Consider the following 19,258-nt stretch of genomic DNA (forward strand, 5'->3'; position numbering starts at 1 on the left):
AGCCTTTAGGAAAAGTAAAATTAGTTATTTGGGCTCCACTTGGGCATGCTATGATGCCAAGATGAGTTTTTAGAAATTTGCTTTTGGTTGGTGCCGTCCGGTCGCATGGTCCATATTTGGTATGTTCCAGAACGATTGGATGCAAAAGCAATCAAGTGTCCTCCAGGTGACCAGGTTGGATCAATGTTGTCTTTTGAGTCATACGTTCTACGAATAGGTAAAGTCCCATTTTCTACATCAAAAGTAAAAATATCGTAATGACCATCTGTATCCATACCGGCAAAAGCGATATACTTGCTATCTGGTGACCAAGCCGGAGATGTATTGTCTTTACCTTTAAAGGTTAGTTGTTTTATGGTTCCACCATTTCGTGGCATAACAAAAACCTGAACACTGCCATTGCGGTTAGAAATAAAAGCAATTTTTTTACCATCCGGTGAAAAACTTGGGCTTACATCATTGGCCCAATGCGTGGTAAGACGATGAGCAATGTTTCCATTTAGACTTAAAAGATAAAGTTCAGGGTTGCCATCTTTGGTCAGCGTTGTGGCTAAAAATTGACCCCAAGGATCAATATCTAAACCAATCATCATACCTTTTTTGGGAGCAACCATAGGCGTGTGGCGCTTGGTGGCAAAGTCATAACCGTATACTCTTGGGATGTTTTTATTTTTAAAAGCGGTGTAATACAATTTGTTGCGTTTCTTATCCCATGAAGGCGATAAAACAATTGAATTGTCTCTTGTTATCTGTTGAACGTTTTTTCCATGAATATCCATGGTGCACAGCTCTTTGTGACGTCCTGGTTTACATATAAAGGCAATAGTGCTGTTAAAAAAACCAGACTCACCGGTTAAGGTTTCAACCACTTCATCCGCAAATTTATGGGCCATGCTGTCAATGGTTACAATTGAGCCAGCGTATTTTTTTTCTAGCAATAAACTTTTGGATAAAATATTGAATAGCTTGGCATGCACAACATATTTTCCATCACTTCTTTTGCTGTATTCAGTTTTTATTAAAGCAAGAGCGTCTAAGACGGCCCAGTTTGCAAAATCAATATTTTGAGCAGTAAATTTTTTTTCTGAGTTTTTTTCTAAAAATGCTTGTTTAGGTATAAAGCGAAAAACATTTAATGTCATCAAGTCAGATTGCAAGGTATTGTTAAATGTATCTTCTACAGTTAAGCTTTTGTACCTTCTAGTGGAAGTGAAGGGTGTATCAATAGCAATGGGATAAGATGCTTTGCTTGCCCGGGTAATATCAATAATGACCTGACTGTATCCAAGGTCACTTAACAGTAAAGAAGTCATTAATAAGAAAAGTACTAGTGTTTTTTTAATCATAATATTTAGCCTTTGTTTTATTATTTTAAACTTAGATTAACGATAAATTCTTGTTCAGACAAGGGTTTGGCAATTTCTTGTGGAGGTTGTGGAAGCGGATTAGATTTTTTGACCGCGCGCAGTGCAGCGTTATCAAATGCAAGATTGCCTGAAGATTGCTTGATTTTAGGGTTTAAGATTGATCCTTGTTGATCAATATAAAAGCTAATGGATGTTTTGTAGGTGTCGTTTTTGTTTAACCAATAAAAATTGGGATATATATGATCATCAATTTGTTTTTTGTAGCGACTAAATTGAGGGTTGCCCATCAAGCTTCCTTGGCCGCTGGGGCCGGAGGGTAAGCCTTTTTTTTCAGTATTTTGGTCTGAAGCAAAATTGTCAAGCTTAGGGGTAGGTTTGATGTCCTCCTCTAAATCTAGAGCATCTAAGGCTGATTGCAATTGGTTTTGTTTAACCTTAGCTTTTTCAGGTTTGGTTTGAGTTTCTTTTTTGAGAGTTCTGGTTAAGTTGTCTGCTTCAGCAGTATTTTTTTGAATATTAGGTTGTTCAATAATGGGGCCGGGCAGTTTATCTTCTGCGGTTTTGGGTGGCGCCATGACAACCTCAGACCACATGACATTCATGCCCATACTTTGTTCAATTTCAAAACTATTTTTTTTAAACTTTGATACAAATAAAGTGAAAAACAATAGACCATGTACCGCAGCTGAAAGCACTAACATTGAATGAAATGAATCTTTTTTGGCAAGTTGACTATGCATAAATACAATTAAGATTGCTGCGGCCCGTCCGTTACCATACCCATCTTGTTGATTCCGGCATTTTTAACCAGAGCCATGATTTGTACAACAAAACCATAGGGAATGCTTTTGTCTGCCTGTAAAAAAATTTCTTTCTTTTCTTTGGTTTTATAAATTGCTTTGAGTTTGGCTTCTAAGTTTTCTAATGCAATGCTTTGCCCTTGAATGTGGATTTTTTTGTATTTATCGACAATCAAGACAACATCATTTTCTTTAACACCAATGCTTTGTTTAGCTTGTGTTTCGGGCAGTTCAACATCAACTTGTTGTTGAATGAGTGGAGCTGCAACCATAAAAATGATTAACAAAACCAACATCACATCCACCAAAGGCGTGACGTTAATTTCAGCTAAAACATTGTTATTGTTATTGGAATCGTTATTAAATGCCATAATGGGTTACTCTTGAACTTTGGCACGTTTTAAAGCATTTAAAAAATCCAGACCAAAATGCTGCATACTGCGTTTGATTTCAGCAAGCAAAGTATTACAGTAATTGTAACCAATGGCAGCTGGAATGGCAGCAAATAAACCAAGAGCAGTTGCAATCAAAGCTTCAGATATTCCTGGAGCTACCACGGCTAAATTTGTGGCACCTTTGGCTCCAATGTTTAAGAATGAGTTCATGATTCCCCATACTGTTCCAAATAAACCAATAAATGGTGCAGAGTTGGCCGTGGTGGCTAAAAAACTTAAACGTTTAGCAAGGTCACCGGTTTGTTGTGAAATAGACTTTTCAATACTGCGCTCTAAACTTTCTCTTATTTCTGAAAAAGGTAAGGCATGCATTTTTTGTTCACCATAGCTCTGTTGAAGTTTTTTATATTCAGTGTAACTTTGCATATAAAGGGCTGCCGTTGCACTGTGTGATAATTGATGGGCTTTTTTGTAGGCTGCATCTAAGCTGGGGCCATCCCAGAAATACTTAGAAAAATCATTAGATTTGGCCAATGTTTTTTTTAAGAGAGATCGTTTATTAAAGATAATCCCCCAAGAAACAATAGAAAAAATAAGTAGAATAAGCATGACCAATTTAACAACTGGCCCAGCATTTAAAATAAGGTGCGTAATATTAAATTCCATAGACTAATGAGGGTACCAAACCCGAGGGCACTGTCAAAAAATAAAGCTAGTGCCAAGCGTATTTTTAGTATGTTGTTTACTGCAAATATAAAATACGCCTGGCACTTTTTAAAAGTCTGTGTAAAATACTGAACGTGCTACCCGGGTATAACCATAATCTAAATGTTGATGGCGTTGTTTTTCATGTTCAAACAGAAGACAGAGAGACAAACAGTGCAAGATATATTGAAACACAAGTGTTTGTTGAAGGAGCCATTATTCATGTAGAAAAAAACAGTTATCCGGCCAATAATGTTGGTAATAATCGAGATGAGATTATTGGTTTGATGCAAAATCAGCATAAATCAGTACTAAAAAAATTATCTCAGAAATTAATTCCTGGTATGGAAAGATATCTTAGGAGTTAATTAGGGAGGCAGTAGAGAGATAAAAAATGGGTTTGTTTAATTTTAAAATAATGGAAAAGAGGTTTTATACCGAATTTTCCCCGGGTGGGTTGAATTTGGTGGAAACCGCGTTTTTTAGCAACAGTTGTGACACAGGAACTACTGTTGTTTATGCAGAGCCACCAAAGAAGGGGGGAGAGATTCTCCCTTATGTAAAAAGATGATTAATTTATTTCAGGTCAGCAAGGCGTATACGCCCGGTGAAGAAGTTTTGGATGGACTTAGTTTAGATATTCAAAAAGGAGAGTTTATCTGTTTAACTGGCAAAAGTGGGGCAGGTAAGACAACCTTACTAAGAATGATTTTCTGCGAAGATTTTCCAGATAGCGGCCAGGTCATCATTGATGGCCGTAATATTTCTAGAATCAATAGAAGAGATATTGCTCGTTTACGCCGTAGTATTGGCGTTGTTTTTCAAGATTATAAATTGATTGATGAATATACCGTGTATGAAAACATTGCTTTACGCTTGCGCATCCTAGGTGAAAAAAAAGATAGTATTAAGGAAAAAGTTGAAGAAATTTTATCCATGGTGGGCTTAGAACACAGAAGTCATCATCTGCCAACAGCTTTGTCTGGAGGAGAACAGCAAAGAGTTGCCATTGCCAGAGCTTTGGTCAATCACCCTAAAATTCTTTTAGCAGATGAGCCAACAGGTAATTTGGATGAGCAAAAGTCTAAAGATATTATTGAGTTATTAAAGTTTATTAACTTGCGTGGAACAACCATTTTAATGGTTACACACAACCATGCTTTGATTGATATGATTCATAAACGTCACATTCACTTGCATAATGGTAGAGTGGGGTTGCCATGAATATTTCAGGTTCATTGAGATATTTTATTGGTCTGGCCTTTAAAAGTCTTTGGCAAGATAGACGCGTACATTTTCAATCTATTTTTTCTTTGTATCTGGTTTTAATGTGTATTTTATCTTTATTGTTTTTAAGTCAAAACCTACAGCAAACCATTGCCAATATGGCATCGCAAGTTCAAATCTCAGTGTATATGGATGAAAAAGCGAGTTCAGATGACATTGAGCAAATGAAAAAAGCCCAATGCAGAGATGACTTTATTGATACATGTAATATTATTAGTCAAAACGAGGCTAAGAAAAGGTTTTTAGATAGCAACCCAAACCTAAAAGCCACCATAGAACATCTACAAGGCAATCCTTTCCCCAGTTCAATTGAAATTTTAATCAAAAAAGATTTTAGTGATGAAACAGCCTTGCAGCGCAAAATTCAATATTTAGAAACGCTATCCTTGGTGGAAGAAGTTGTTAGTGACCAGGTCTTAGCTAAAAAATGGTTTACCATTTTAAAGATTTTAAAATGGGCATTGGCTGTGGTGATCTGTTTTTCATTTTTAGTGTTGTTAGGAATTACTTCACATGTGGTGGGTTTGTTAACCTACATGAAGCAAAAGCAAATAGAAATCATGAGTTTGATTGGTGCAACAGATGCAATGGTTGCCATAACATTTATGACGTGTGCAGTGATGAACAGTTTGATTGCTTTATTTTTAGCGCTGCTTAGCTTTGCTTTATTGGTAACGTGGCTACAAGACTATTTGCAAAATGCTTTAAACATGCCTTGGATCAGTTTGAGTTATTTTAATACCTGGGTATTACTGTTTATGGCAGTTTTTGCTTTTTTTATTGGTAGCATTGGTGGTTACCTTGGAGTTAAAAGGTTCTTAAAATGATTTGTTTGAGCAAACAATATTGTTTGTTGTTGATGGTGAGCTTATTTTTTTTTCAAAGTGAGTCTTTTGCTCAAGAAAGTAAAATAAAACAAATCAAAGGTAAAATTAAACAAGAGCAAAGAAAACTTGCTGAAGTTAAAACCAGAGAGAGCTCTATTTTAAAACAATTAAAACGTTTTGACTTGCGTTTAGAAGAGTTACAAACTGAAGTAAAGCAAGAAAAAAGTAAGCTTAGAAAAATCAATCAGAAAATAAATCATATAAGCAATGATATTGTTAAAACAGAACAGAAAAAAGCTGCTTTGGATCAAGAAATATCCAAACAGCTCAAGAATACGTATAAATATGGCAAACCACAAGAGGCCTTAGATGTATTTAATTTTGATGAGGTTCAATGGGCAAGGCGAAATGAGAGAGTTTACAAGCTTTGGTACAAACATAATTATGACGTGCTTTTGCAAAGTGAAGCCCTTTTAGCGCAACTTCAATCACAACAAAATAAGTTGCAACTAGAAAAAGATAAACAACAAGCAAGCATAAGAGAGTTGGCTGCAACTGAGAAAAAACTAAAACAACAAAGGTCTGAAAAAGATGCTTTACTTAAACGTGTTTTAGGTCAAAAAGAATTTTATGAAAAAAACATCGCTGAGCTAAAAATTGCTGAGAAAAAAATGAATCGCTTGATGCGATCTTTACAGTCAAAAAACACTGCGGATAGCCAGTTTGCTAAATTAAAAGGTGATTTGCCATGGCCAACGGACGGAAAAGTGTTTGAAAAATATGGGGCCTACTTTGATCAAAAACTGAAAGTTAAGTTATACCGCAAAGGTATTAGAATTAGAGCAAAAAAAGATGCAGAAGTAACAGCCATTCATGACGGTAGAGTGGTTTATGCTGGATGGTTTGATGGCTATGGTAGGGTGGTTATTTTAGATCATGGGGATGGCTACTTTTCTTTGTATGCTCACCTGGGTAAAGTATTTAAAGATAAAAACCAAATGACCATTGTTGGCGATGTTATTGGTTATGTAGGGGACACTGGCACAGTTTATGGTGACCATTTGTACTTTGAACTGAGACAAAAAGGTTTAACGATAGATCCTTTAGATTGGTTAGAATAACTATTCTCAAGGTGTTAAATTCTGCTCCAAAAAAAACAGAAAAAATGTAGCATCACTGCGTTGCAATATGGTAGGATGCTCTGGCAATGTTTACGCATGAAAAAAGATTATCTCGTCGATTTCCAAGTAAAATTGGAGTGTACACCAAAGATGCCAAAGGTTTAAACTTTGGTATGATTAGAGATTTGTCGCGATCCGGAGCCTATATAGAAACCAACAATTTAAAAAATGTGGGAATGGATTATCATTTTGTTTTTTCCAATGGTGTGATCTCAGCACCTGTGACAGCAAAAATTATTAGAGTAAAAGACAGCTTATTTGAAGGTGGGCAATCTGGTTTGGCCGTAGATTTTTCTGAAAAATTAAGTCCCATGGCCAAACGTCTTAGAGATGACCTTATTTTGTATTTAATGAATGAAAAGCACCAAAGCATGTGGCAAACATCTTCAGCCAATGTCCAAATTAAAAAGCTGGTTTTATAGCTTTTTATCTGTGCGACATCTATTCCCCACTTTTTTATTTCTTCTTTTAAAAAAATGTGTACACTGAAGGGTATGGCCAATGATACAAAAATTATTCGTTCTGGTGAGCAACCCACCATGCTCATGCTACCCAAGTGTAAAATTGTTGTAACTGATAAAAATGAAAAAGCATCTACACATGAGATTGACAAAGGTAGGATATTGATTGGTGGAGCTGAAACTTGTGACCTTCAGATTAAAGACGATACAGTTTCAAGACAGCATGCAGAAATTATTAAAATGAAAGAGGGATACCTCATCCGTGACTTGGATTCTACCAATGGTACCTATGTGGGGGGATTAAAAATTAAAGAGGCGTATTTATCACCACAATCTATTATTAAAATTGGTAAAAGCAGTATTCAATTTACCCCGCAAGATCAAGAGTTAGAAATCTATCCTTCCAAAAATGATCATTATGCCGGTCTTATTGGTAAGTCTCTTGGTATGCGTAAAATTTTTGGAGTTTTGGATAAAGTATCCCCCACCAATGTCTCAGTGGTGATTACCGGTGAAACCGGTACCGGTAAAGAGCTGGTGGCCAAAGCCATTCATGACACTTCCAAACGCAATAAAGCACCGTTTATTGTTTTTGATTGTGGCGCGGTTGCAGAAAACTTGATTGAGTCAGAATTGTTTGGCCATGAAAAAGGTTCATTCACCGGTGCCACGGCAACCCGGCAAGGGGCGTTTGAACTGGCAGATGGCGGAACCTTATTTTTAGATGAGCTGGGTGAATTGTCTATTGATTTACAACCTAAGCTCTTAAGAGCACTTGAAAGTGGTGACATTAAAAGAGTGGGTGCGGATAGAAGCAAAAAAGTTAATGTCAGAGTGGTGGCAGCAACCAATCGCAATTTAAAAGAAGAAGTTAAAAAAGGGAATTTTAGAGAAGATCTTTATTTTAGGTTGTCGGTTGTGGAAGTACATTTACCAGCTTTGCGTAAGCGCAAAGATGATATCAAACTGTTGATTGACCATTTTTTTGAATTGGCCAAATCTGATAATCCAGACAAAAAAATTATATCCATAGGTCATGATGCCAAGCAGTTGTTAGAAAATTATGCTTGGCCAGGGAATATCAGGGAATTGAAAAATGCCATTGATAGAGCCATGAGTTTTTGTGAAGGCCATGAAGTCATGGTTGAGCATTTACCAGATTATATTACGGGCGGCAGTGCAGGAGGGGATACCAATACCGGATTTTCTGTTGCTTCTGGATCATCTGTGGATAGTGATTTGCCGTTTAAAGAGGCCAAAGAACGTTGGGTGGAATCCTTTGAAAAAGATTATTTGATTGATTTGCTTAAAAAGAATGATTTAAATATTTCCAAAGCAGCCAAACAAGCTGGCATTGATCGAAAATCCGTGCAACGCTTGCTCAAAAAATACGATCTTAATGTTAAGGATTTATGAAAAAAGCAAGCATTGAGCATGAATGGTTTGTTTTAAGGCAAACTCCATTTCCTGAAGAAATTGTTGATTATCATGGCGGTGAGTTGGTTGGTTTAGATACAAATATTGCAGGCTTGGTTGATAAATATATAGAATCAAAGTTTGATCGTGAAGATTTAGCTTTATTGGAACAGCTAGCGGGTGAATTAGAGTCTTGGCTGAATATCCTTCACACAGAAAAAACTTTTCAATCAGCAACCATCAACTATTTTATAAAGTTAAATAATCTTTCAAAATCAATTTTGCAAAGGTTTTAGATGGTTTTTGGTAGGCAGCTATAAAAAAGGGGTATGCCTTATAGGTATACCCCTCTTGATAAAAGTTTTATGAATAGTTTTTAACAGCCTACTTGCGCACTGTTGGCATTACAAAATTTTCTTTCATTGTTGTCAGTGCCAGTGGTGATATGCAAATATTGTTTTTGAAACTCTTGTCGGTTACTAAATGAGCTGTAGTTGTTTTCTGAAGAGCTCGTACCTTGAGAGATATTATTTAATACTTGGTTGTTGGTGGCTGTGGTGCCAAATTCAGCATCAGTAAACATGGCACTGGCTACGTTGTTGCCATTCATGCCTAAATCTAATTGGTTTTGAGCAGCATAGTAGCGCATTTCTTTGCTTTGACCATTCACCTCAATGGTGTACTTGTTGCTAGAACCAATATTATTGTTGTTGCCGGCTTTACTGAATCCCATGTCTTTAGGGTTGAATGGAAAAACATGGTAGGTTGTAGCGCCATGCAATTGGAATGCAATGTAAGATTGCTCTTGTGAAGGTTGATTACAGTTATTGTAAAAATCTTGTTGGCTGATTTTTACAGGGGCTTCATGTGAGTTGTATTTGGCCCGCATTTGAAGTGCAATGCGTGTATCACTTACGCTGTTATCATTGCTGGCATCATGGCCATAAGCGGCATTTAAACACATTAATAAGGTTTTGCCATATTCAATATTTTTTAAAGTGGCAATGCTATCCCCTTTGGCTTCCAACTCAAACTGTAAAGAAGCCACGCCTTGTTGGCTGGGGTACTTTCTAAAAAACAAACGATGTTTTTTTAAAGCACCAGGGTTAAGGCTACTTTCACCATCTAATGGGGTGCCATTGGGGCTGGTTACATTTAAAACTTTTTTGGTGTAGGTTTTTAGCCATTGACCATGAATATTTTCATTTTTTAAATCTTGGACAACATTGAGGACTTCTTTTCCCATTACGGCCAATACAGCCCCCCAGAATTGACCACCATTGTCTTTAACCCCGTCTTGCTCGTTACAGGCCAAAACTTGTGCTTGTGAGCTTGGACTTTCACATTCATCGGTAAAACCAGCAGCAGTATAAGTTGTAGAGCAACTACCATCTGCTTCAACAAAGCCACCCATGTCAGCGCATACTTGGGCATTGTACGTGTTCCATGCATCTGAAGGGTTAGCATTGCCATACAGCTTTTGAATACCTGAACCATAATCGGGAACAGGTGGTGCACAAAAATTGAGGCTTAAAATAGAAATAGCCAACACCCCATAAGTTAGTATTGTTTTAATTTTAGCATTCATTGTCATTTTCTCATCCATACCCCACTATATAACAAGAAGCATGCCAAGCATTATTGAGTGTAAGTATTTAAAATTATAAAGAAAAAACATGTGCTTTTGTTGTGCAAAATTTAGGCGCTGTTATTTTTTGCTGGGACATTCAAGCTTAATTCATCCAGTTTAGCCAAAAGGTAGCAGGTACCTTTTGGTAGTTTGGTATCAAAAAAAAGCCTATCAATCTTACATTAGTTTTTTTAGCCAAGAGTCAATGTCTTGTTTAAGCTGATCCTGGGACTGATTGTTGTGAATTACATAATTAGATTGGGATTCTTTGTAAGCCAAGGGAAGTTGTTGATCAATGATTTTTTGTGACATTTGCGCAGTTTGCGAGTCTCTTGCCATTAATCTCTGTAACTGCACTTGTGGACTGCAGGATATACAGCAAACGTGATCAAAGGGGTAAAGATGTCTGGATTCAAACAGCAAAGGAATCACCACAAACAAGAAGGGAGCCTGATTTTGGCGTTGTTGCTTTTGAATTTTAAGCAAAATATTATGATAAACCCTGGGGTGTAAATGCTGTTCAAGCACTCGTTTGAGTTTAGCATCATTAAAAACAATGCTTCTGAGTTCTCGTTTATCAAGGGTTCCAAAAGTGTTGAGGATAAAATCTTTGGTCTCTTGAGTTTGGTAGAGAGCCTTGACTTCTTCATCCGCATCAATCACGGGGTAACCCAAAGACAGCAAGTAATTGGAAACCATACTCTTTCCGCAAGCAATACCGCCAGTGATGCCAACAATTAACATGCAGTATTTGTACATAAAATGCGGTAAAGCTCCAATATATTTTGACCAAAACGGTTAAAGATTCTAGATTGCCGGGTATGGAAATACTGCAAGCAAAAAAAGCGCAGGTAGGGGTTTTGGTTTTTCCTGGAACCAACTGTGATCAAGAAACCCATCATGTTTTTGAAAATCTTATGGGTCTTAAGACCAAGTACCATTGGCACGATGAAAGTTTGGCAGCAGATGATTACAATCTTTTGGTTTTACCAGGAGGCTTTTCCTATGGTGATTATTTGCGTTCTGGAGCCATGGCCAAATTTTCACCGGCCTTAGAAAATATTAAAGACTTTATTGCTGCTGGAGGTCATGTTTTAGGGATTTGCAATGGTTTTCAGATATTATTGGAGCTAGGGTTGTTGCCAGGTGCTTTGACACGCAATAAGGAAGCAAAATTTATCAGTGACAAGGTTTATCTTAAGGTTGAACATAATGATAACCCTTTTTTAAATCAATATCAGCAAGAACAGGTTGTGCAACTGCCTATTGCGCATGCGGATGGTCGTTACTATGCAGATGAAGAAACCTTAAAAATTTTAGAAGATAAAGGACAAGTGGTTTTAAGATACTGTGATCAAGATGGTCAGCTCAATGAAGCAAGCAATGTCAATGGTTCAAAACATGCCATTGCCGGTTTAATCAGTGAAAATAAACAGGTGATGGGTTTGATGCCGCATCCAGAACGCTGTTGTGAAGCTGTTTTAGGCTGTGATCAAGGTAAAGCGTTTTTTGACTCTATTCATAGCTTATGGAACAACTCGTAAAGCAATTATTAGAGGGTGACAGACGGGCTTTAGCGCGTTTGTTATCTATTGTAGAAGAACAAAGTCCAAAAGCTTTTGACGCTTTGGAGTTATTATGGGGTAAAAGTCAACAAGCTCCTAGTGTTGGGATAACCGGTCCAGCAGGAGCGGGTAAAAGCACCTTGGTAGATGCGTCCATCAAACATTTGCGGGATCAAAATAAAAAAGTGGGTGTGGTTGCGGTTGATCCAACCAGCCCTTTTACCGGTGGAGCGGTTTTGGGCGACAGAATCCGTATGCAACGCCACAGTGGCGATGAAAATGTCTACATCAGAAGTATGGGTAGCCGCGGTAAAACCGGGGGTATTTCTTTTGCGACACGTGCCTTTATTCATATTTTATCTGCTTTTGGTTTAGAAGAACTTATGGTGGAGACCGTGGGCGCTGGCCAAAGTGAGACCTCTGTAGTGGAAGTCGTGGATACCACGGTTGTGGTTTTGGTCCCTGAAGCTGGAGATGCCATTCAAGCACTTAAAGCAGGGATGTTAGAAATTGCAGATGTATACGTGGTGAATAAAAAAGATAGAGACGGCGCAGACCAAGTGGTGTTTGATATTGAATCCATGCTTTCAATGGGATCCAATAAAAGCGCATGGCAGCCAAAAATCATTCAAACCCAAGCCACCAATGGTGAAGGCGTAGATGAATTATGGACAGCCATTGAAGAACACAGAGTTTTTTTACAGCAGGAACAAAAATCAGAACAAGAGATTTTACGCAGTCGTAAACGTGAGCTTAGAGAGCTTTTGGAGATGTTGCTCTTGTACAGAACGCAAAATATCTTGGACAATGACAAAAGCCTCAAAGAAAAACTGATCCAACCAAAGGCTCCCAATTTATACATGCTGGCATCAGACCTAATTAAAAATATATAAGTATAAATTCCAGACCTATTTTTTAGGTGCAAGGCTGTGTTTTGATACAATACATCTAAAAAAAACACCTCGAGTTTTAGGTTTACTGACAGTAATTTGGTTTGTGAAAATCTGACCTGGCTTGGATAAACATGGCTTGATCTTGACCTGACAAATTATTTTGGCATTGATTCATCAGTTCACTGGATGCTTCAATGAGCGTTTTGTATAGATCGCAGACAAAATCACTTTCTACGAAAACTGTACCACCTCCGCCGCAACCCAAATCATTGTCAATATACAAGTCTCCATTAAAAGAAAGACTATTTGATGAGCCAGGATCACAAGCTATAAAAGATTCATTGCTTTTGAATATTTGATATTTTATTTTTGGTAATAATGTATTGAGTGTTGTTTTTGCTTGAGGTTGCATTTCAATACTATATTCACATATGTTCACTTGATTTCCAGGGAATCCTCCACCATCTATGCGCTCAAACCTGTAGCCTGATAATAAGATCTGATTGTGTTCTAAATCAAAATCAATTGAATAATAGATTTCATCAAGCATACTGAATGGACCTGGGTATCTTTGAGCTGAGATAGAAAAGATTTTATCTGGGAGCTTCAGTTGTTTTGGCCCACAACTTATTAAGAATAATGTTATTATATAAAGTATTGTTTTTTTCATTATTTCCTTTCCCTTCTCATTCTGGTTGAAACACATTAAAATATTGATTCATTGTGAAGTCTTGCAACAAACTTTAATGTGAAAAATGAGTGTGTTGTTTTTTTTGTTATTTTAATGAAATGAAATTTTTAAGGATCGCATCCAGGAGTTTCATTTCTAGCATTTTCAATGAAGGTCTTGATTAGATCATGCATGGTTTGTCCGCTACCGTTTATAAATTTATAATATGTCTGATTGGGTGTTGAGCCAGTAAAAAAATATATTTTTTGCCCAGAGACGATAACATAAGCATTTGGACCATCAGCAGAGTATACGGGACCATACTCTGTTGCATAGTTTGCTGAATCAATGGCAGCAATTAAGCTATGAATCATATCCATATTTAAGGCATAGTTGATTGAACACAGTTCAGTGTTGTCTGAGTTATGAATACCTCCAGTAATTATAGATTCTTTAAGATTAATTGTAATATTGTTATGGTTTACAAATCCAAAAGGGATAAATCCACCGCCACTATAATATTCAAAACTATCGAGTTCTTCAGTATTGATACTAAAAGTGGACTGATCAGAACAAGATGCCAAAAACATAAAACTTAAAAAAACAGTTAAAGTTATCTTCATAATTTTTTCCTTTTCCATCTCTGAGGATTGTTTCATGTCTAAGATTATAAATAGTATTAAGCTTGGTTTGTGATTAAATTAACCGTTTTGAGAGCTTTTTTTAACAAATGTTAAAAAATAGACTTTAGATATTACATAAAAGAAGGTTTTTGCTGCTATACTAAGACAATAGTTACTATGAAAGATATCAACCTATTTGCATATACAAATTATAGAAACTTCTTACAAGATTTCTATCAACTCAAAAAACTAAATTCAAAAGCTTTTACGTATAAACTTTTTGCAGAAAAAGCAGGTCTAAATTCACCCAATTATATGAAATTAATTATGGATGGACGGCGGAATCTTACATACAAGAATTTAAGAGGTTTTTGTGAAGCTTTAGAGTTTGATGAAAAACAAGCTGAGTTTTTTAAAAATCTAGTTTTGTTCAATCAAGCTAAAACTGAAAAAGATATTATTTTTTATCAAAAACAAATGCAGGCTGTTCTTGATCTGAACCAAAAAAATTTACTGCAAAAAGATCAATACGGTGTTTATGCATCTTTTTATACCCTAGTGATTAAAGAACTTATCTTGCTTAACTTTAAACAACAAAGTCCAAAGTCAATTGCAAAAAAACTAAATTATGCCCTCAGTCCAGAGCAAGTGAAAACTGCACTAAAAAAGCTTGAAGACCTTAACCTGATTAAGAAAAATAGTGACGGAGACTACAAATCAGTTCAGCAAAGCATGCAAACCCCAAATTTAATAAAATCAAGTAGAGTCTATGATTACTATCAACATCTCTTGAAAATTGCTTCAGATGCGCTTAAAGAGCAAAGTGATGTTGAGCGCTGTTTTTCAACATTAACTGTCGCCGTTAATAAGCAAGATTTACCTAAAGCATTTGATATGATTCATGAGTTTAGGGATCATTTAGATAAAATGTTTATCGCATCAAAAAAATATGATGCAGTTTATCAGCTTTCTATACAACTGTTTCGATTGGATAAGGATGATGAATAGATATATAGCAAAAATAATTAGTATAACATTGGTAGCCTATATTTACTCCTGTGGGACAGGGACAGGAAATCCTAGTCTTTTTTCACCAATTCGTAGTTTCAATAATCTATTGAACAATTACCAAATGGATTTAGAAAATCTTGATGGAGTTAATTGTGGTGTTGTAGACCAGTCCAGTAACCAGTCCGAGCGAGATGATGCAAAAGAGTGTTTTTTTACTAATCATTATAACGGTAACACCTGTCAGGAAACACTTTATTTTATAGATTTAAATAATGCTACAGATCAGCGATTTATGGCCTACGTTAAAGGCAAAGCCAACTGTGATGTTCAAGTAAGAATAGTATCTATAGATTCAAACTTTTTTATTGGTGAGGCTGATATGACCTGTAACACTTCAAGCGTAAACTACAATTCTATTTTTGAACCATATCAAGTCTGCAACCTTTAATTGTCTAGAACTTGACCTAAAGCGTAAAAATAGGGACAATAGAGGTATATGGTCTTAAATTTCTCTATAATTATGGAGTTTATGGTTTGACTGGGGTTTTGGCAGAGTCTAAAGTTTTAGTGCTAAACCGCTGCTTTTCTCCTATTCACATCACTTCCTTAAAACGTGCAATTTGCATGATCTACATGGATGTTGCTAAAATTGTTGATGAAAATTTTCAGACCTTTGATTTTGAGTCATGGGCAGAATTAAGTATTGCCCAAGATGAATCTGGTTTGGGTTTGGTGGATAAGGTGATTAAAATTCCACGCGTTATTGTTTTGCAAGTCTATGATAAAATGCCCCGCAATACAGTTAAGTTAAGTCGGCATAATATTTTTGTGCGTGACCAAAACACTTGTCAGTATTGTGCCAAAGTTCTTCCTAAATCAGAACTTAATTTAGATCATGTTGTTCCTAGGGTTAAAGGAGGTATTACCTCGTGGAAAAACATTGTTTGTAGTTGTATCAAGTGTAATTTAAAAAAGGGAGGTCGCACTCCAAGTGAAGCTGGCATGAAACTACTTAAACAACCTAAAGCGCCTAACTGGAAAGAAAGTTTGTTTTTTTCAATGCGTAAAAAAGTTTATGCAGAGTGGAAACCTTTTCTCAATGTGGTAGATTATAGTTATTGGAATACAGAACTTGAACAAGCTTAAGCGGAGATCAGTAGCATTATGAGTTTAATTAAAGATAACGAGGCAGCCAATCGTTTGGCTAGAGCTATTGCTTCAGACATTGCTTTATATAATGAAGATAAAATTAAAAAAGGCATTGTTGAAGATAATTTATTTGAAGTTTTAAATGAAGAGATTGAAGAAGGCCGTAAACACTACCAAAGCAAAGTTGACCCTGAAATTCTACAGAGTTCCAATTATTTTGAAAAAGCATTGGTTGATGTTTTGATTCGACGAGAAGGTCATCTTCAGTCACGTATTTGGTAGTTTGAGATTGCAGCATGTTGAAAAAAATTAATCAAACTCTACCCATCATAAGTGCGACAATGCTATTTTTTATGAGCGCATGTGCACAAAAAACAGTTGCTGTCAGCGGGATTGAAGACGCAAAAAAAATAGATGATTTGCAAACCCAGATAAAAGTTTTAGAAAATCGTTTAGATCATGTCACAGATCAAATGAATATTATGCGCGACACCATGGAGACTTTGCAAGTAAAGTCAGAACAAGAAAAATCTGACTATGTCCCCCTGAACAATAGCCAAACCAATGCATCACTTAAAGTGGCATCAGAAAACTTTTTAGGGGTGGGTGAATTAAAAACTGCGACTCAGTCCAAGTGGACCAATGCGGATTTAAAAAATAAAAATTCAAATGTAAAAAGTAAAACAGTAAAAACCAGTGCTAAAAAAACAGATAAAGCCATCAATTTATACAATTCAGCCTACAAGCTCTATCAGGTAGGAGAGTATAAAACGGCAAGAAAAAGTTTTTTAGACTTTTTACAAGATTATCCAAAACATACGTATGCTGATAATGCTTTGTTTTGGTTAGCTGAATCTTATTACAATGAAAGCAACTGTCCACAAGCTTTGTTTTATTATGAACGTGTTCTTAAGGAATACCCGCAAGAGAATAAAATTCCTGAATCTTTGTATAAAAAAACATCTTGTTTGATTAAAACATCGCAAGAAGATGAAGCCAAACAAGCCTTGTTGAACTTGATTAAAACTTTTCCGGGACATCCCAGTACCCAAAAAGCAAAGAAAAAATTTTTAGCCAAACTTGTTAACTAAACTTGTATAAGTTTTCGCTTTAAGAGACAATTGTATGAGGCATGAAACTTACATTTGAAACTATTTTAGTTGGGCTGGTCTTTTTTGGATTTGGACTTTTTGCCCAAGCATTAAACTCTCCACTTCCACAAAGTCAACCTGAACAACAAGAAGAACAGGAACTGGGATCAATTCAACAAGACGAACAAGAACAACAAACTAACAGTATTCCTGAATACTCTGATATTGAAGTGATAGGTCCTCAAGGAGAATCTTCTGTCCAACGCCCAGGAACTTTGCGCAATATTCCTAATCAAACAGGGGAATATATTATTGTTAAAGGAGATACGCTTTGGGATATTTGTGATCGTTTGCTAGACAATCCCTGGTATTGGCCAAAGCTTTGGAAATTGAATACCTATATTGAGAATCCGCATTTAATCTATCCTGGGGATAAACTTTATTTTGATGAAGGTTCTAACCGTAGTTACCCTGATATGGGTTTTAGCAATAAAGATGGCTTTGATGATAATGATGGAAGTAATGACTATGATAACAGTACGTATGCAGGTGAGGGAGGTTTTTCTGGAAGTACCATTGTGTACAATGATGGTTCAAAAATGGTTCTTAGGCCCATCTTTTTCTTAACAGAAAATACATTACAAACTCAAGGCCATATCAGCCATGCTTTGGCCAATAAAGAAGAGTTAACAGAAAGTGACATTGTATATATCAAAATGAAACCTGGGGTAGCCATGCCTAAAAAAGGCGATCGTTTTTATGTTATAGAAGAAATCTCAGAATTGCATGCCCGTCAAAATGCGCATGCGGGACGATTGTACGGTAAAATTATTCGCAAAAATGCGGTCATTGAAGTGAATTCTGTAGGTTCAAACACCATTGAGGCAGTTATTATCAGCAGTGATAATGAAGTGAGACGTAACTTTGAGTTGATTGCGTATCAGCCACAAATTATAAGTTTTGATATTACAACAAGCAATGACAGAGTTAAATCAAAAATATTGGGTGTAACGGATCAACAAATCATGATTCGAGATGGCGATTATGTTTTTATAGATGAAGGAGAAAAAAGTCAGTTAAAACCTGGGACAATACTGTATGCTGTGAGAAAGGGTGACCCTTTGATTTCAGCAAAAGAAAATGCAGACTTGCCTGAACTGACCTATGGAAAGCTTGTTGTGGTTGAAGTGTATAAAAATAGTTCAATGGCTTATGTAACAGATGTTAGAGACGCACTTGAAGTGGGTGAAATTTTAAAAACCTTTGTTGAGTAATCCATTTTTTGCATTAATTAATATAGAGCTTATTTATAAAGAGATCTAAGCTTTCTATTGCCTGTAAATATAAATCATCAAAGTTATCAACCAAGGTTAAATTTTTTTCTAAAATTTTAACTTGGCCAGAGAATATCTCATGATTAAAAAAATCAATTTGTCTGCTTATGCTTAATACATTTTGATTTGAAGTGTTTTGAATAAGGTTCAACTGCTTTTTGGATTGAATGTTTTTATAATCTGGTCTAGGAAGTGTAACGGCCTTGAGTATAATATAGTAAGTGTCTAATTCAGTGTCCCTGAGCATAGATAGACTAAAAAGAAAATTTTGTTGATTTATGGTTATGTATTTATAGGGGTAAGTGTGTTGATAGAGCGCTCCCAAGGCTTCAATCTGCATTCTTCTTTCTTGTTGGTGATTTCTAAAAAAAAGTTCACCGTTGTTTAAAGATTCATTGATTTGATGCTGTAAAGGTAAAGTAAATGATTCTTGTGTAGAGGGCATTCGTAGATGAAAAGGCGGGGTAAAATCAATGATATAATCTTCTCCATCAAAGTTGATTTGAACAAAACTGTGATTTGACCATAGATTTAATTCATCTTTCCCTGCAACCAGATTAATTTGAATGCTATGATTGTTAGGGTGATCTGATAAAAAATCAGTTAAATAATTTTTTATATATACGGCTTGTCCATAACACTCATATCCGTCAATAACTTCTGAAAAATCATCATGAACTGTAAAGTAATTGCCACGATAATTGTTATGAATAGAAATGTCATGGGTATTTAAAGCAAAACCATATTGTTCAGGTTTTATATTAGATCTAAGCTCCGTAATGGCATCAACTAAAAGTTTAGGCCATTGCTGTAAATTTTGAGCATAGATATTTTTCAAGGATATAAAAAAAGT

The 19,258-nt window shown here is 36.0% G+C and carries 24 protein-coding genes; 15 read left to right on the forward strand and 9 right to left on the reverse strand.

Annotated features, from left to right (window positions below; translation table 11 throughout):
• Window positions 1-20: 20 nt before the first annotated feature.
• The 4 genes from PKC21_04430 to tolQ are packed head-to-tail and all read right to left on the reverse strand — an operon-like array spanning window position 21 to window position 3,228.
• The gene (locus tag PKC21_04430; protein ID HMR24584.1) at window positions 21-1,346 is read right to left on the reverse strand and encodes a hypothetical protein; all 1,326 of its coding nucleotides are present in this window, start codon (window positions 1,344-1,346) and stop codon (window positions 21-23) included.
• A gap of 20 nt (window positions 1,347-1,366) precedes the next feature.
• The gene (locus PKC21_04435) at window positions 1,367-2,107 is read right to left on the reverse strand and encodes a TonB family protein (protein ID HMR24585.1); all 741 of its coding nucleotides are present in this window, start codon (window positions 2,105-2,107) and stop codon (window positions 1,367-1,369) included.
• 8 nt (window positions 2,108-2,115) lie between these two features.
• Window positions 2,116-2,538 carry a biopolymer transporter ExbD gene (locus tag PKC21_04440; protein ID HMR24586.1) on the reverse strand — a complete coding sequence of 141 codons (423 nt, stop codon included), beginning with the start codon at window positions 2,536-2,538 and terminating at the stop codon, window positions 2,116-2,118.
• Window positions 2,539-2,544: 6 nt separating this feature from the next.
• Window positions 2,545-3,228, reverse strand: a complete 684-nt coding sequence (gene tolQ / locus PKC21_04445) for a protein TolQ (protein ID HMR24587.1) — start codon at window positions 3,226-3,228, stop codon at window positions 2,545-2,547.
• 134 nt (window positions 3,229-3,362) lie between these two features.
• Here tolQ and PKC21_04450 point away from each other — a divergent pair, with 134 nt between their 5' ends.
• The 7 genes from PKC21_04450 to PKC21_04480 all read left to right on the forward strand — a co-directional run bounded on the left by PKC21_04450 (window position 3,363) and on the right by PKC21_04480 (window position 8,735).
• Window positions 3,363-3,635, forward strand: a complete 273-nt coding sequence (locus tag PKC21_04450) for a hypothetical protein (GenBank protein HMR24588.1) — start codon at window positions 3,363-3,365, stop codon at window positions 3,633-3,635.
• A gap of 199 nt (window positions 3,636-3,834) precedes the next feature.
• Complete coding sequence (gene ftsE, locus PKC21_04455) at window positions 3,835-4,491, forward strand: cell division ATP-binding protein FtsE (protein ID HMR24589.1); 657 nt, start codon at window positions 3,835-3,837, stop codon at window positions 4,489-4,491.
• The gene (locus PKC21_04460) at window positions 4,488-5,381 is read left to right on the forward strand and encodes a permease-like cell division protein FtsX (GenBank protein ID HMR24590.1); all 894 of its coding nucleotides are present in this window, start codon (window positions 4,488-4,490) and stop codon (window positions 5,379-5,381) included. Before ftsE ends, PKC21_04460 begins: the two co-directional genes overlap by 4 nt.
• A complete protein-coding gene (locus tag PKC21_04465; protein HMR24591.1) occupies window positions 5,378-6,502 on the forward strand; it encodes a peptidoglycan DD-metalloendopeptidase family protein in 1,125 nt (374 codons plus the stop codon). The genes PKC21_04460 and PKC21_04465 overlap by 4 nt, the downstream gene beginning before the upstream one ends.
• Before the next feature lie 86 nt (window positions 6,503-6,588).
• Window positions 6,589-6,984, forward strand: a complete 396-nt coding sequence (locus tag PKC21_04470) for a PilZ domain-containing protein (GenBank protein ID HMR24592.1) — start codon at window positions 6,589-6,591, stop codon at window positions 6,982-6,984.
• Between the two features lie 72 nt (window positions 6,985-7,056).
• Window positions 7,057-8,439 carry a sigma 54-interacting transcriptional regulator gene (locus PKC21_04475; GenBank protein HMR24593.1) on the forward strand — a complete coding sequence of 461 codons (1,383 nt, stop codon included), beginning with the start codon at window positions 7,057-7,059 and terminating at the stop codon, window positions 8,437-8,439.
• A complete protein-coding gene (locus tag PKC21_04480) occupies window positions 8,436-8,735 on the forward strand; it encodes a hypothetical protein (protein ID HMR24594.1) in 300 nt (99 codons plus the stop codon). The genes PKC21_04475 and PKC21_04480 overlap by 4 nt, the downstream gene beginning before the upstream one ends.
• A gap of 80 nt (window positions 8,736-8,815) precedes the next feature.
• Here the strand turns inward: PKC21_04480 and PKC21_04485 are convergent, their stop codons facing one another.
• Both PKC21_04485 and coaE read right to left on the reverse strand, forming a co-directional pair.
• Window positions 8,816-10,045, reverse strand: coding sequence for a hypothetical protein (locus PKC21_04485; GenBank protein ID HMR24595.1), 1,230 nt, complete (start codon window positions 10,043-10,045; stop codon window positions 8,816-8,818).
• Between the two features lie 201 nt (window positions 10,046-10,246).
• Window positions 10,247-10,828: a dephospho-CoA kinase gene (gene coaE / locus PKC21_04490; GenBank protein ID HMR24596.1), complete on the reverse strand. Its 582-nt coding sequence runs from the start codon at window positions 10,826-10,828 to the stop codon at window positions 10,247-10,249.
• A gap of 26 nt (window positions 10,829-10,854) precedes the next feature.
• Between coaE and purQ the strand changes: the two genes are divergently transcribed.
• The gene (purQ, locus tag PKC21_04495; protein ID HMR24597.1) at window positions 10,855-11,613 is read left to right on the forward strand and encodes a phosphoribosylformylglycinamidine synthase I; all 759 of its coding nucleotides are present in this window, start codon (window positions 10,855-10,857) and stop codon (window positions 11,611-11,613) included.
• Window positions 11,598-12,527: a methylmalonyl Co-A mutase-associated GTPase MeaB gene (gene meaB, locus PKC21_04500; protein ID HMR24598.1), complete on the forward strand. Its 930-nt coding sequence runs from the start codon at window positions 11,598-11,600 to the stop codon at window positions 12,525-12,527. The genes purQ and meaB overlap by 16 nt, the downstream gene beginning before the upstream one ends.
• A gap of 82 nt (window positions 12,528-12,609) precedes the next feature.
• Here the strand turns inward: meaB and PKC21_04505 are convergent, their stop codons facing one another.
• Together PKC21_04505 and PKC21_04510 are read right to left on the reverse strand one after the other, a co-directional pair.
• Entirely contained in the window at window positions 12,610-13,197 is a 588-nt protein-coding gene (locus tag PKC21_04505; protein HMR24599.1) for a hypothetical protein, read from the reverse strand.
• Window positions 13,198-13,325: 128 nt separating this feature from the next.
• A complete protein-coding gene (locus tag PKC21_04510; GenBank protein ID HMR24600.1) occupies window positions 13,326-13,820 on the reverse strand; it encodes a hypothetical protein in 495 nt (164 codons plus the stop codon).
• A 177-nt stretch (window positions 13,821-13,997) separates the two neighbouring features.
• Here PKC21_04510 and PKC21_04515 point away from each other — a divergent pair, with 177 nt between their 5' ends.
• The 6 genes from PKC21_04515 (at window position 13,998) to PKC21_04540 (ending at window position 18,345) form a co-directional block, all read left to right on the forward strand.
• Complete coding sequence (locus PKC21_04515; protein HMR24601.1) at window positions 13,998-14,828, forward strand: TIGR02147 family protein; 831 nt, start codon at window positions 13,998-14,000, stop codon at window positions 14,826-14,828.
• Complete coding sequence (locus PKC21_04520; protein ID HMR24602.1) at window positions 14,818-15,279, forward strand: hypothetical protein; 462 nt, start codon at window positions 14,818-14,820, stop codon at window positions 15,277-15,279. The genes PKC21_04515 and PKC21_04520 overlap by 11 nt, the downstream gene beginning before the upstream one ends.
• A 98-nt stretch (window positions 15,280-15,377) precedes the next feature.
• A complete protein-coding gene (locus PKC21_04525; GenBank protein HMR24603.1) occupies window positions 15,378-15,977 on the forward strand; it encodes an HNH endonuclease in 600 nt (199 codons plus the stop codon).
• Between the two features lie 18 nt (window positions 15,978-15,995).
• Complete coding sequence (locus PKC21_04530) at window positions 15,996-16,262, forward strand: hypothetical protein (GenBank protein HMR24604.1); 267 nt, start codon at window positions 15,996-15,998, stop codon at window positions 16,260-16,262.
• 14 nt (window positions 16,263-16,276) lie between these two features.
• The gene (gene ybgF / locus PKC21_04535; GenBank protein ID HMR24605.1) at window positions 16,277-17,071 is read left to right on the forward strand and encodes a tol-pal system protein YbgF; all 795 of its coding nucleotides are present in this window, start codon (window positions 16,277-16,279) and stop codon (window positions 17,069-17,071) included.
• 41 nt (window positions 17,072-17,112) lie between these two features.
• The gene (locus tag PKC21_04540) at window positions 17,113-18,345 is read left to right on the forward strand and encodes a LysM peptidoglycan-binding domain-containing protein (protein ID HMR24606.1); all 1,233 of its coding nucleotides are present in this window, start codon (window positions 17,113-17,115) and stop codon (window positions 18,343-18,345) included.
• A gap of 13 nt (window positions 18,346-18,358) precedes the next feature.
• On the opposite strand, the gene PKC21_04545 is transcribed toward PKC21_04540, so the two are convergent.
• Window positions 18,359-19,243 carry a hypothetical protein gene (locus PKC21_04545; protein ID HMR24607.1) on the reverse strand — a complete coding sequence of 295 codons (885 nt, stop codon included), beginning with the start codon at window positions 19,241-19,243 and terminating at the stop codon, window positions 18,359-18,361.
• Window positions 19,244-19,258 lie beyond the last annotated feature (15 nt).

Source organism: Oligoflexia bacterium (assembly GCA_035326705.1).
Classification (GTDB): Bacteria; Bdellovibrionota_G; JALEGL01; order JALEGL01; family JALEGL01; genus JALEGL01.

What these genes read in the sequence shown, in the direction of transcription:
- PKC21_04480 (HMR24594.1), top strand. Translation starts at nt 8,436, where the DNA reads ATGAAAAAAGCAAGCATTGAGCATGAATGGTTTGTTTTAAGGCAAACT.
- PKC21_04465 (HMR24591.1), top strand. Translation starts at nt 5,378, where the DNA reads ATGATTTGTTTGAGCAAACAATATTGTTTGTTGTTGATGGTGAGCTTA.
- tolQ (HMR24587.1), bottom strand. Translation starts at nt 3,228, where the DNA reads ATGGAATTTAATATTACGCACCTTATTTTAAATGCTGGGCCAGTTGTT.
- PKC21_04430 (HMR24584.1), bottom strand. Translation starts at nt 1,346, where the DNA reads ATGATTAAAAAAACACTAGTACTTTTCTTATTAATGACTTCTTTACTG.
- PKC21_04510 (HMR24600.1), bottom strand. Translation starts at nt 13,820, where the DNA reads ATGAAGATAACTTTAACTGTTTTTTTAAGTTTTATGTTTTTGGCATCT.
- PKC21_04540 (HMR24606.1), top strand. Translation starts at nt 17,113, where the DNA reads ATGAAACTTACATTTGAAACTATTTTAGTTGGGCTGGTCTTTTTTGGA.
- PKC21_04530 (HMR24604.1), top strand. Translation starts at nt 15,996, where the DNA reads ATGAGTTTAATTAAAGATAACGAGGCAGCCAATCGTTTGGCTAGAGCT.
- PKC21_04435 (HMR24585.1), bottom strand. Translation starts at nt 2,107, where the DNA reads ATGCATAGTCAACTTGCCAAAAAAGATTCATTTCATTCAATGTTAGTG.
- meaB (HMR24598.1), top strand. Translation starts at nt 11,598, where the DNA reads ATGGAACAACTCGTAAAGCAATTATTAGAGGGTGACAGACGGGCTTTA.
- PKC21_04515 (HMR24601.1), top strand. Translation starts at nt 13,998, where the DNA reads ATGAAAGATATCAACCTATTTGCATATACAAATTATAGAAACTTCTTA.
- PKC21_04440 (HMR24586.1), bottom strand. Translation starts at nt 2,538, where the DNA reads ATGGCATTTAATAACGATTCCAATAACAATAACAATGTTTTAGCTGAA.
- ftsE (HMR24589.1), top strand. Translation starts at nt 3,835, where the DNA reads ATGATTAATTTATTTCAGGTCAGCAAGGCGTATACGCCCGGTGAAGAA.
- PKC21_04475 (HMR24593.1), top strand. Translation starts at nt 7,057, where the DNA reads ATGGCCAATGATACAAAAATTATTCGTTCTGGTGAGCAACCCACCATG.
- coaE (HMR24596.1), bottom strand. Translation starts at nt 10,828, where the DNA reads ATGTACAAATACTGCATGTTAATTGTTGGCATCACTGGCGGTATTGCT.
- PKC21_04460 (HMR24590.1), top strand. Translation starts at nt 4,488, where the DNA reads ATGAATATTTCAGGTTCATTGAGATATTTTATTGGTCTGGCCTTTAAA.
- PKC21_04505 (HMR24599.1), bottom strand. Translation starts at nt 13,197, where the DNA reads ATGAAAAAAACAATACTTTATATAATAACATTATTCTTAATAAGTTGT.
- PKC21_04470 (HMR24592.1), top strand. Translation starts at nt 6,589, where the DNA reads ATGTTTACGCATGAAAAAAGATTATCTCGTCGATTTCCAAGTAAAATT.
- ybgF (HMR24605.1), top strand. Translation starts at nt 16,277, where the DNA reads ATGTTGAAAAAAATTAATCAAACTCTACCCATCATAAGTGCGACAATG.
- PKC21_04520 (HMR24602.1), top strand. Translation starts at nt 14,818, where the DNA reads ATGATGAATAGATATATAGCAAAAATAATTAGTATAACATTGGTAGCC.
- PKC21_04485 (HMR24595.1), bottom strand. Translation starts at nt 10,045, where the DNA reads ATGGATGAGAAAATGACAATGAATGCTAAAATTAAAACAATACTAACT.